This is a genomic window from Streptomyces guryensis, assembly GCF_021261325.1.
Classification (GTDB): Bacteria; Actinomycetota; Actinomycetes; order Streptomycetales; family Streptomycetaceae; genus Streptomyces; species Streptomyces guryensis.
In genome coordinates this window covers 89,248-100,762 of sequence record NZ_JAJSBI010000016.1, presented here as the reverse complement: position 1 = coordinate 100,762, position 11,515 = coordinate 89,248, and the positions used below count along the sequence as shown (strand labels likewise).

Below are 11,515 nucleotides of genomic sequence, written 5' to 3'. Positions count from 1 at the left end.
GGGGGAGAAAACGCACGGAGTGGAGAAAACACGCGGATGCGAATGGGGGACGCCCGTGTCCGAAGAATCGGGCAGTGAACGTCTGATCGCGGGCCGCTACCGTCTCCTGTCACCCCTCGGCGAGGGCGGCATGGGAACCGTGTGGCGCGCCCGGGACGAAGTCCTGCACCGCGAGGTCGCCGTCAAGGAGGTGCGTGCCCCCGCCGGGCTGGCGGCCGCGGACGTGGAGCGGTTGTACGCCCGGCTGGAGCGCGAGGCGTGGGCGGCCGCGCGGGTCGCCAACCGCAACGTCGTCACGGTGTACGACGTGGCGACCCAGGACGGCCGGCCGTGGATCGTCATGGAACTGGTCCGCGGTATCTCACTTGCCGAACTCCTGGACGCCGAGGGCCCGGTGGAGCCGCAGCGGGCCGCGCACATCGGTGCCGAGGTGCTCTCCGCGCTGCGGGCGGCGCACGAAGCCGGCGTGCTGCACCGGGATGTGAAGCCGGCCAATGTGCTGCTGTCGAACGACGACCGGGTGGTACTGACCGACTTCGGTATCGCGCAGGTCGAGGGCAGTTCGGCACTGACCATGACCGGCGAGGTGATCGGCTCGCCCGAGTTCCTGGCGCCGGAGCGGGCGCTGGGCCGCACGCCCGGCCCGGAGTCCGACCTGTGGTCGCTCGGTGTGCTGCTGTACGCGGCGGTCGAGGGCAACTCGCCGTTCCGCCAGGACACCCCGCTCAGCACCCTGCGCGCGATCGTCGACGAGGAGCTGCCGCCGCCCTACCGGGCCGGTCCGCTGACCCCCGTCATCGAGGGGCTGCTGCGCAAGGACCCGGCCGAGCGGCTGCCTGCCGACCGGGCCGAGCAGGACCTGCGGATCATCGCAGCTGGGGGTACCCCCTCTGGGGGAGGCACTCCTCACGCGTACGGCGCGCAGGCGTCGCCGTACGCCCCGACGATCGCGGCCTTCCCGCAGCCTCAGACGCCGACGCCTCCGATGCCGTACCCGGCCGGACGGACGCAGCCCGAGGCGGGGCCGGCGACGACCGCTCCGGGCGCACCGCCGCCGGAGCGCAACCGCCGGGCAGCCGTCGTCCTGGTCGTGGGACTGGTCGTCCTCGCCCTGGCCATCGCGGGGCTGACGTACGCACTGCTGAACCGCGACAACGGCGGCAAAGGAAACAACAATGCCGACACCCCGCGGTCGGACACGGGGACTCCGTCGACCGCCACGCACAGCAACCCGGGCGGAGGCGCGAGCCCGACGCCCAGTCCGAGCGGCAGCGCCTCCACGGCGGCCCCCCAGTCCGTGAGCGTCACCCTGTCCGGCTCCAACACGGACTACTCCGGCGCCTGTCCGCCGCCCCGGAGCGACGCGCCCGCGTTCACGGCGACCTTCACGGTGGGGCGGCTGCCGGCCGAAGTCAGCTACCGGTGGGTGTCGAAGGACGGCCAGATCATGGATCCGGGATGGAAGACCCTGTCCTTCCCGGAGGGCGGCACGAAGACCAAGCAGGACAGGGCGTTCGTGACGACCTACAACAACACGGGGACCTTCCGGAACTCGATCAGTGTCGAGGTCCGCTCACCGAAGCAGACGACGTCCAACTCGGTTCCGTTCTCGGTGACCTGTGTGGCGGAGACCCCGACGGGCGGGGCCTCCCCCAGTACTTCGTCGTCGCCCTCGCAGTGATCAGGCCGCGCTGGTCAGGACGGGCAGATAGCCGCCCAGCTGGCCGGCCGCGGTCGGGTGGTACGACTCGCCGATGTTGAGCCACTCGACGCTGTGCAGCCAGGAGCTGCCGGAGCAGATCTCGTGGCCGGTGAAGGTGGTGCGGACGTCACCGAAGGTGAAGCCGTGGTCGGCGGCGGCCTTGGCGGTGGCGGTGTCCAGGTGGTCGGCCGCGTCGTTGATCGCCTTCCGCTTGGTCTCGGAGAGGCCGACGCAGGTGGTGCCGAGCTTGTAGAAGCGGGGGTAGCCGAGGACGACGACGTGGGCGTTCGGGGCCTTGGCGGTGATCGCCGAGTAGACGTTGTCCAGCTGTCCGGGGAGCGTCGAGTCGACGTACGCCTTCGCGGTGTCGATCCGGGAGAGACAGGCGCTGTCGGACTGGAGCACACACGTCGTCATGACGTCGGAGAAGCCCGCGTCGTTGCCCCCGACGCTGATGGACACGAGGCCGGTGGAGGTGCTGAGCGGGCCCAGTTGTCCGGACAGAACATCACCCGTACGGGCGCCCGAGCAGGCGGTGAAGTCGAACGTCGAGGGTGAGTGGGCGGCGGCCCAGAGGTAGGGGTAGGCCTTCGTGCTGCGCTTGCAGTCGCCGCTGGCGCTGATGTAGCTGCCCGACCCGACCCCGGAGGAATAGGAGTCGCCGAGGGCCACATAGCCGGTGGCTGCGGCCTGTTGGGACGCCTGCGCCGCCGTGGCCCCGGTGAGGGCCGTGCCGGCGGCGAGGAGGATCGAGCTCACGAAAACGGCAATTCGGGAACGTCTCATGGAACCTCCCTTTAGCAGGATCTCTGCCGTAACCGTCGTACCAATTACACGTGTCGATGGGAAGTGTCCATGTCAAGACTTTTCAACCTCTGACGGGCGCGGGCCGCTTCCGCGTCTTGACGCCTCTCCGTGCGCTGCGCGACATTGAAGCCCGGCATCCGGCGCGCTGGGGGGCAAAGTCGCCAATGCAGACGATCCGCATCAAGAGGCCCGTCAAGAGAACCTCGACAGACGGCAGATCTTCGACAGACGGCACCGAGCGGGCGCGACCAGGACCGGGGAGGGACCTGTCGCCACTGCTCGCGGGCGCCGCGACGGCCGTGGGGGGATTCGGCGCGCTGCTGGCGCTGGCCGACTCGGACTCACCCCTGCGCGGGCCGCTCACCCTGTTTTTCCTCCTCGCCGCGCCCGCGACGGCCATCGGGGCCGCGCTGCGCGGGCTGGAGCCCTTCGGCCGGACACTCGCGGCGGTCGCGGGCGCGATCGTGCTCAACATGCTGGTGGCGCAAGGGATGTTGGCCGTTCACCGCTGGTCGGTGCGCGGCGGAGTCATCGCGGTGACCGTGATCAGCTTTTTCCTACTTCTAAGTTGTGTAACGGTCAAACCAACAAAAAGGTGAGGCCTCGTTCCAGGCCTTGCCATACAGGTTCAATCGTCAATACCGTCGTACATCTCACCCGCATCGGTCCATCATCGAGCGGCCCAGGGGAGGGCTCAGGACCGCGATGGTTCCCGGCGTGGGGCGCGGTAGGGGGGTGCCGTGCTCGGTGACCGCACTTGTGACCGAGTCGTGCCGCGCGACCGGCTGCCGTTCCACGGCAGACCGGCAGCTTTGCCAGCTCGCCATCGGCGTGCACGGAGATCCCATTCGTCATGCCACAGGCGTGAAACCCCCCTTTCGAACCGGACACATAACCGGGCCGCCCAGGGGCGGGCGGTCCACCGGACGAGAGGGACCAGACTCATGAGTTCTGTTCTGCGGCCGGCGGCCACGGGCCAAGGCCCGTCACTTGCCGGCCAATACCGGCCGATCTCCTCTCACCTGGCCATCGCGCCGCCGGTGAGTGTGGTGATTCCCGCCATGAACGAGGCGGAGAATCTCCCGTACGTGTTCAAGACACTTCCGGACTGGATACACGAAGTCGTTCTGGTGGACGGCAATTCCACGGACGACACCGTCGAAGTGGCCCGCGGCCTGTGGCCGAACGTCAAGGTCGTCGAGCAGCAGGGCAAAGGCAAGGGGGATGCCCTGATCACCGGGTTCGAGGCGTGCACCGGCGACATCATCGTGATGGTCGACGCGGACGGCTCGGCCGACGGCAACGAGATCGTGTCGTACGTCTCCGCCCTGGTCTCGGGCGCGGACTTCGCCAAGGGTTCCCGCTTCGCCAACGGCGGCGGCACCGACGACATGACGTTCATCCGCAAGCTCGGCAACTGGGCGCTGTGCACCATCGTCAACCGCAAGTTCGGCGCCCGCTACACCGACCTGTGCTACGGCTACAACGCGTTCTGGCGGCACTGCCTGGACAAGATCTCCCTGGACTGCACCGGCTTCGAGATCGAGACCCTGATCAACATCCGGGTGGTCAAGGCGGGGCTCAAGGTGCAGGAGATACCGAGTCACGAGTACCTCCGCATCCACGGCGCGAGCAATCTGCGGGCCGTGCGGGACGGGTTCCGGGTGCTCAAGGTGATCCTCAAGGAGCGGTCGAACCGGCGCGAACTGCGCAGCCAGGAACACCACTCTCCGATGCTCGACTCGGTGCGGGGAGAGGTGTCTTGAGCGATCTCGACATCTCCGTCGTGATCTGCGTCTACACCGAGGACCGCTGGGAGGACATCCTCGCGGCGGTCTCCTCGGTGCGGGCGCAGTCCCGCCGCGCGCTGGAGACCCTGCTGGTCGTCGACCACAATCCGGCGCTGCTGGACCGACTGGCCAAGGAGTACAAGGAAGTCGACGAGGTCCGCGTGTTCGCCAACGCGGGCCCCCGCGGTCTGTCCGCCGGCCGCAACACCGGCATCGCGGCCGCGCGGGGCGAGGTGATCGCGTTCCTCGACGACGACGCCGTGGCCGAGCGGGAGTGGCTGCGCCGTTTCGCCGAGGGGTACGCGGATCCGCGGGTGATGGCCGTCGGCGGCCGTACGATGCCGATCTGGGCCTCGGGCCGCCGTCCGGCCTGGTTCCCGGAGGAGTTCGACTGGGTGGTGGGCTGCACGTACAAGGGGCTGCCGCCGGGCCTGGTCCGGGTGCGCAACGTCCTGGGCGGCAACGCCTCGTTCCGTCGTACGGCGTTCGACGACGCGGGGGGCTTCGCCACCGGCATCGGGCGGGACGGCGACAAGCGCCCGCTGGGCTGCGAGGAGACGGAGCTGTGCATCCGTCTGACCCGCGTCAGACCGGACGCGATCCTGCTGATCGACGACCGTGCGGTGATCCACCACCGGGTGCCCGAGGCGCGTGAGCACTTCGGGTACTTCCGCACGCGCGCCTACGCCGAGGGCCTGTCCAAGGCGCTGGTGGCGCGAAGTGTGGGTGCGGACAGGGGACTTGAGTCCGAGCGCCGGTACACCACCCGGGTGCTGCCCGCCGGTGTGGTGCGGGGTCTGCGGGACGCGGTGCTGGCCCGGCCGGGCGGTGCGGGGCGGGCGGGCGCGATCGTCGCCGGGGTGCTGACGGCGGCCGGTGGGTACGTCGTGGGGAGCGTCCGCGCCCGCAAGGGCGGTGCCACGTTCTCCGTCGTGCAGATCGGTGATGGAGGTCAGGGGGGATCTCATGGCTGATGAACCCGTGCCGGTTCTCATGTACCACTCGGTCGCGACCGCGCCGAACGACGCCACGCGCGCACTGTCGGTCGCGCCCGAGGCGTTCGCCGAGCAGATGGCGGTGATCGGCGACCTGGGACTCACCCCGGTCAACACGGCTGAACTGGCGGCGAGTTGGCGGTCGGGCCGCTCGCTGCCGCCGCGTCCGGTCCTGATCACCTTCGACGACGGCTACGAAGGCGTGCACCGGCACGCCCTCCCGGTGCTCGCCAAGCACGGCTTCGCGTCCACGCTGTTCGTCTCCACCGGCTGGATCAGGGGCGCGTACGACACCGGGGGCGGTCTCGACACGATGCTGGACTGGGAGCAGGTGCGCGAACTGGCCGCCGCGGACGTCGAGATCGGCGGGCACAGCCACACCCACCCGCAACTGGACCGGCTCGACGACGACTCGCTGCGGCACGAGCTGATCCACTGCAGGGAGATCGTCGCCGACGAACTGGGCGCCGTCCCGGCCTCCTTCGCCTACCCCTACGGCTACTCCAGCCGCCGGGTGCGCGAGGCGGTCCGGGAGACGGGGTACGCCCAGGCGCTCGCCGTCGGCAACAGCCTCGCGCGCCGCCGGCAGGGGCCGTACGCCCTGCAGCGTGTGACCGTGCGCCGCAGCACGGGCATCGAGGAGTTCGAGCGGCTGGTCGAGGGCCGCGCGATCGCCCGCACCTTCGCCAGGGACCGTGCCCTCACCAAGGGGTACGCCCTGCTCCGCAGAGCACGACAGGTCCGCCGGAAGGCCATCCGTTCCCGTGTCTGACACGACCACAACGACCGAGGCCGAGCAGGCCGCGACCGAGGCGCCCGAGCAGCCGGGGCGCCGTCTTCGGCTGCCCGGGCTGGGCAGGTCCGAGGGCGGCAGCCCGCTGTTCCGCAACGCCTACGCCCTGATGCTCAACACCGGCATCTCCGCGGTGCTGGGCCTGGGGTACTGGCTGATCGCCGCCCGCTACTACTCCGAGTCCGCGGTGGGCCAGGGTTCGGCCGCGATCGCCGCGATGAAACTGCTGGCCGGGCTGACGGCGGTGACCCTGACCGGCGCCCTGGCCCGCTTCATCCCGGTCGCCGGTCGCGCCACCGGCCGGCTCATCTTCCGTACGTACGCGGCGAGTTGTGTGGTGGTGTCGTTCGCCGCGGGGATCTTCCTGCTGACCCTCAGCAGCTGGGGGCCGTCGTACAGCTTCCTGCACGGGCCGATCAAGGGCCTCGGCTTCATCATGGCCGTGGCCTCCTGGAACCTGCTGACGCTGCAGGACGGGGTGCTGACCGGGCTGCGGAGTGCGCCGTGGGTGCCGGTCGGCAACACGGTGTTCTCAGCGGTGAAGCTGGCGCTGCTGGTCGGTCTCGCCGCCAGCATGCCGACGACCGGCGTGTTCGTCTCGTGGGTGCTGGCGATCGCCACCTCCGTGGTGCCGCTCGGCCTGCTGGTGTTCCGGCGGCTGGTCCCCCGGCACATCGAGGCCACGGCCGACCACGCGAAGCCGCCGACGCTGAAGGAGATCGGCAGGTTCCTGGCCGGCGACTACACCGGCTCGCTGTTCTCGCTCGCCGTGGTCTATCTGATCCCGGTGATCATCGCCTCGCAGGTCAGCTCCGAGGACAACGCGTACTTCTACATCACCACGACGATCGGCGGCACGGTCAACCTGCTCGCCATCAACATGGGCGCCTCACTGACCGTCGAGGGCTCGCACGACCCGGCCCGGCTGGCCTCCAACACCCGGGCGGCGCTCAGGCGGATGGCGCGGATCATGCTGCCGATCTGCGGGCTGCTGTTCATCGGCGCGCCGTGGATCCTGGGCGTCTTCGGCGCGGGCTACGCGGACGCGGCGACGCCGCTGCTGCGCTGGTTCGCGGTCGGCGCGCTGCTCAGGGTCGTCATGGAGACCTACTTCGCCGTGCTGCGCGCGCAGAGCCGCACCGCGGGACTGGCCTGGCTGCAGGGCCTGTTGTGCGTCCTGGTGCTCGGTCTGACGCTGCTGCTGCTCCCCCGCATGGGGCTGACCGGCGCGGGCGTCGCCGAGATCTCCTCGCTCGCGGTGATCGTCACCATCGCCGCGCCCAAGCTGTACCGGACCGTCCGGGCCGCACCGGCCGACGCCGTCCCCGAGGAGACGGCGCCCGACGGGGACCTCGCCGACCTGGGGGCGCGCGAGGTCGCCGTCCCGGACCAGCTCCGCAGGCGGGGCCCGGCGTGGGCGCTGGACAGCGACACCCTCGCGCTCGGCATCCACGTCGACTTCGACCACCAGGAGCGCCGCCCCGACGTCCGCCCGGGGCCCGGCACCCCACCCACCGGCACGTCCGTGGTGCCCGCCGACCACCGGCCGACCTGGGCGAAGAACCCGGAGGTCGGTCTGCCCGTGGAGGAGCGCGAGCCTGGCTCGGAGGCCTCTCTGGGACCGGCCGAGACGGAGGTGGACGCCCCGTTCGAGACCGAGTTCGAGCCCGGCTTCGACACGGGCTTCGAGAGGGGCTTCGCGAGAGGCTTCGACGCGGGCGGGAAGGTCGTACAGGAGGCGCAGGCGTCGCTCGTACCGGAAGAGGCACCCGCCCACGGGCCCGAGTCGGCGCCGCCGCTGTCCTGGCGCGAGCGGCTGCGGCCCACCCGTCCCGGAGTCGTCCTCGGCTGTCTGCTGGTGGCCGCGCTGCTGCTCTACTGGGTGCCCGCGCTGCGCCTGGGCGAGGCCGACCTAGACCGGATGGGCGGGCTCGGCCTGATCTCGGTGCTGCCACTGCCGACGCTGGTCGGGGCGGTGTTGCTGGTCTCGGTGTTCGCCTCGCTGCTCTGGCTGGGCCGGGAGCACAAGGCGCTGCTGCTCGTCACGCTGCTGGCGACCGTGGTGTCGCTGCACGCGCTGCCCGCGGTGATCGAGACCGAGCCGCGGTTCCCGACGGCCTGGCAGCACCTCGGGTTCCTCGACTACATCGACCGCACCGGGTCCGCCGTACCGGACCTGGACGCGCGCTGGAGCTGGCCGGGCTTCTTCGCGGTGGCCGCGTTCGTCACGAAGGCATGCGGAGTCACCGACCTCACCGACGTCATCCGCTGGTGGCCGCTGACCATCCAGCTCCTCTATCTGGCCCCGATGTTCCTGCTCGTACGCTCCCTGCGGGCGAGCTGGCGGGCCAAGTGGACCGGCATCTGGGTCTTCGTCCTCTGCAGCTGGGTGGGCCAGGACTACTTCTCCCCGCAGGGCTTCACCTATCTCCTCTACCTCGCCTTCGTCGCCATCCTGCTGGTCTGGTTCCGCGAGCCGCGGGTGATCTGGACGAAGAGGCGGCCGGGTGAGGCGGAGGTCGAGCCGGCGAACCGGCGCCAGAAGGCCGTCCTGCTCGGTGTGCTGATCGGCCTGTTCATGGCGAGCGTGCCCGCCCACCAGCTCACCCCGTTCGTGATGCTGGGCGTGCTCGCGGTGCTCGTCCTGGTCGGCCGGTCCGAACTGCGCGGGCTGCCCATCCTGTTCGCCGTGGTGGTGGCGGTGTGGATCGGCTTCATGGCCGAGCCGTACTGGTCCGGGCACTTCAACGAGCTGTTCGGCGGGGTCGGCGGCGTCAGCAGCAATGTCTCCACCTCGGTCTCCGGCCGCATCCAGGGCGGCGACTCGACCCACAAGCTCGTGCTGTACGCGCGCGTGCTGCTGGCCGGCGGCGTGATGGCGTTCGCCTGCTGGGGCTGGTGGCGGCGGCGCGACCACAAGTACCGGGAACGCTCGCTGCTGGTGCTGACGTTCGTCCCGTTCCTGGGCTTCGGCATGCAGTCGTACGGCGGCGAGATGGCCCTGCGTGTCTTCATGTTCGCGGTGCCGGGTGCGGCCCTGCTGGCCGGCCTCGCCCTGTTCCCGCGCACCGGAGTGACCGCCGAGGAACGCGACAAGGACCGCGTCTCCCTCGCGCCGCTGGCCGCGCTGATGGCGGGCCTGGTCCTGATGGGCGGCTTCCTGGTGGCCCGTTGGGGCAACGAGCCCTTCGAGCGGGTCCGGCCGGGCGAGGTCGCGGCCATGGACTACGTGTACGCCCACGACAAGCCGACCGTCCGCCTGCTGTGGCTGAGCAACGACACGGTCAACGACGTGACGCCGGCGATGCCGTGGGGCGCTGAGGACATGGAGCGGGTCAACTACGTGCCCACGCTGGCACCGGCCGATCCGGTACTCGTGTCGGGGCTGGTCAAGGCGCTCAAGGACGCGGGACCGAACTCGTATCTGATGGTCAACGCGGGCCAGACGACCTATCTCCAGATGGACGTGGGCTATTCGGGCACCTGGGAGCCCCGGCTCATCCAGAACCTGGACCAGCGGCCGGAGCTGAAGAAGGTCTACGTCAACGACGACGCCACCGTCTACGCCCTCCGGAAGCAGCCCGAGGGCAAGGTGCCGCAGCCGGCCCCGGGCCCGATCGGACCGCAGATCACCTGGACGCCCTGGTCGGTCGTGGGCGCCCTGGCGGCTCTCGCGCTGATCCTGATGCTGACGGCGCGCGAGGTGGTGCGGGTCGCGGTGCGGCCGGGCGTGCGGCAGCTGCGGTGGCTGCAGAGCAGCTTCTGGTTCTCGCTGCCGCTGCTGGCCGTGCTGCTGGCCTCGCTGGTGCAGCGGTTCGTGACGATGAAGTGAGAGCGCGTGTCGTGAGGTGGCTCAGCCGGTGAAGTGGCCCCACGGGCCTACCGGTTGAGCCACCTCACCTCGTAGGCCTGCATCCCGAACCGCTTCCCGTCGACCTGCGCGCTGATCGAGCGGCCGAGGGTGTTGACCACCAGGACGGTCCTGCCGGTGGCGAGGACGCGGACGTTGGGCACGTCGTCCGCGGCGACCGACACCGTCGTGTACTTCGTGCCGGGCGGGAACTCCTGGTGGAAGCGGGAGACCAGGTCGAACATGGGGAGCTTCCCGCCGCCGTCCGCGCTGTCGGTGGGCGTCCACATACAGCCCGCGCAGTCGGTGCCCTTCTCGTCCTCCGGGTTCCAGTAGAAGCCGGAGGAGGCGCCGCCCTTGACCATGGCGATCATTCCGGCGGCCTGGACGGCGACACGGCGGGTCTCGGACCAGCCCTTGCGGTCGTCGTTGCCGTCGGCGGGCTCGACGTAGTACTCGGACCACCACAGCGGCAGGTTGCCGGTCTGCTGCCGCACCCACTTGCCGACGGCGGTGAACTTGTCCGTCGCCGCGAACTCGTTCGGCAGCATCTCGTCGTCGTTGGTGTAGCTGGAGCCGTCCACGACGACGAAGTCGGCGCCCGCCTTGTTCTTGTTCCAGTAGTCGAAGGCGTCGAGGATGCGCTGGTCCATGGCGCCCCAGGGGCCCTTGAAGGTCTTGGACGCCTCGTCCGCGCGCGGGTCGACACTGTCCATGACCAGGTACGGCCCGCCGACCATGATGTCCTTGTCGACCTTCTTCAGGGCCTTGTAGACGAGGTTGTAGAGCTCGGTGTAGCCCTCGTAGTCCCAGCGGCCCTTGGCGTCGTTCCAGAAGCCCTTGAACTCGTTCCAGACGATGAAGTGGCGTACGTCCGGATAGCGCTTGGCGACGGTCGCGGCGAGCGCGGCGAAGTCCGCGTAGTGCTCGGGCCGCGGGGCCGTCTCCAGGGCGGACTGGCTCCAGTTGGTGTTGTCGACGCCGGCCTTGCCGCCCTTCATCCAGTCCGGGGAGCAGCACAGGGTGACCACCGGGGTGCCGCCGGACTTGCGGATGAAGTCGATACGGCGGTCCATCGCGCCGAAGTCGTAACGCCCCTTCACCGGCTCGGGGTTGTCCGCTCCCCAGCCCATGATCGCCTGGTCCTGCGGCATCCCCCCGGCGTCCGAGACCAGCCCCGCGACCCGCTCGGTGGCGGCGGAGCTGCCCTCGTCGGCGCTGTACTGGGTGTGCGTGAAGCCCCAGCCGACCTCGGGCCGGTCCTGGTCGGGCGGGGTCGCCGGGGTGCCGTGCACCGTGTCGCCGTTGCGCGAGGTGCCCGCGGTGCCGGCGCCGCCCCCTGGAAGCGTGTTGATCAGGGTCACGATCAGAGCCAGTGCGGCCACGCCCACTCCGAGCAGCGCGGTGAGCCGCCACCGCCGTGCCCCCGAATTCCACTCATGACGTCCCATCGAGGGCAACAGTAACCGTGGGAATGCCAGGTATGGCAGATGTTGTGAACAGACAACTCCGTAACAGGACGGAGGGGATACAGCGGGGATACGCAGGCGGTACGGGGGCGATACGGGGGCAGACATA

8 protein-coding genes are annotated in these 11,515 nt (G+C 70.1%); 6 read left to right on the top strand and 2 right to left on the bottom strand.

Translation table 11 applies throughout. From position 1 onward, the window contains the following. The first annotated feature begins 55 nt into the window (after positions 1-55). A complete protein-coding gene (locus tag LJ657_RS28710; protein WP_232651725.1) occupies positions 56-1,681 on the top strand; it encodes a serine/threonine-protein kinase in 1,626 nt (541 codons plus the stop codon). Here the strand turns inward: LJ657_RS28710 and LJ657_RS28705 are convergent, their stop codons facing one another. Further along, on the bottom strand, positions 1,682-2,488 hold the full coding sequence (locus LJ657_RS28705; protein WP_232651724.1) for an SGNH/GDSL hydrolase family protein: 807 nt from the start codon (positions 2,486-2,488) through the stop codon (positions 1,682-1,684). A gap of 56 nt (positions 2,489-2,544) precedes the next feature. On the opposite strand from LJ657_RS28705, the gene LJ657_RS28700 reads away from it, so the two are divergent. From LJ657_RS28700 to LJ657_RS28680, 5 genes are all read left to right on the top strand, one after another. Next, complete coding sequence (locus tag LJ657_RS28700) at positions 2,545-3,108, top strand: hypothetical protein (protein WP_232651831.1); 564 nt, start codon at positions 2,545-2,547, stop codon at positions 3,106-3,108. 345 nt (positions 3,109-3,453) lie between these two features. Further along, positions 3,454-4,275 carry a glycosyltransferase family 2 protein gene (locus LJ657_RS28695; RefSeq protein ID WP_232651723.1) on the top strand — a complete coding sequence of 274 codons (822 nt, stop codon included), beginning with the start codon at positions 3,454-3,456 and terminating at the stop codon, positions 4,273-4,275. Then, entirely contained in the window at positions 4,272-5,273 is a 1,002-nt protein-coding gene (locus LJ657_RS28690; protein ID WP_232651722.1) for a glycosyltransferase family 2 protein, read from the top strand. Before LJ657_RS28695 ends, LJ657_RS28690 begins: the two co-directional genes overlap by 4 nt. Next, positions 5,266-6,066, top strand: a complete 801-nt coding sequence (locus tag LJ657_RS28685; RefSeq protein WP_232651721.1) for a polysaccharide deacetylase family protein — start codon at positions 5,266-5,268, stop codon at positions 6,064-6,066. The genes LJ657_RS28690 and LJ657_RS28685 overlap by 8 nt, the downstream gene beginning before the upstream one ends. After that, positions 6,059-9,919 carry a lipopolysaccharide biosynthesis protein gene (locus tag LJ657_RS28680; protein WP_232651720.1) on the top strand — a complete coding sequence of 1,287 codons (3,861 nt, stop codon included), beginning with the start codon at positions 6,059-6,061 and terminating at the stop codon, positions 9,917-9,919. The genes LJ657_RS28685 and LJ657_RS28680 overlap by 8 nt, the downstream gene beginning before the upstream one ends. A gap of 47 nt (positions 9,920-9,966) precedes the next feature. Here LJ657_RS28680 and LJ657_RS28675 read toward each other — a convergent pair whose 3' ends face one another. Beyond that, positions 9,967-11,388: a GH39 family glycosyl hydrolase gene (locus LJ657_RS28675; protein ID WP_232651719.1), complete on the bottom strand. Its 1,422-nt coding sequence runs from the start codon at positions 11,386-11,388 to the stop codon at positions 9,967-9,969. Positions 11,389-11,515 lie beyond the last annotated feature (127 nt).

Bases quoted from the DNA above. Each gene is read 5' to 3' on its own strand.
- LJ657_RS28705 (WP_232651724.1), bottom strand. From the start codon at position 2,488: ATGAGACGTTCCCGAATTGCCGTTTTCGTGAGCTCGATCCTCCTCGCC.
- LJ657_RS28700 (WP_232651831.1), top strand. From the start codon at position 2,545: ATGGGAAGTGTCCATGTCAAGACTTTTCAACCTCTGACGGGCGCGGGC.
- LJ657_RS28695 (WP_232651723.1), top strand. From the start codon at position 3,454: ATGAGTTCTGTTCTGCGGCCGGCGGCCACGGGCCAAGGCCCGTCACTT.
- LJ657_RS28685 (WP_232651721.1), top strand. From the start codon at position 5,266: ATGGCTGATGAACCCGTGCCGGTTCTCATGTACCACTCGGTCGCGACC.
- LJ657_RS28675 (WP_232651719.1), bottom strand. From the start codon at position 11,388: ATGGGACGTCATGAGTGGAATTCGGGGGCACGGCGGTGGCGGCTCACC.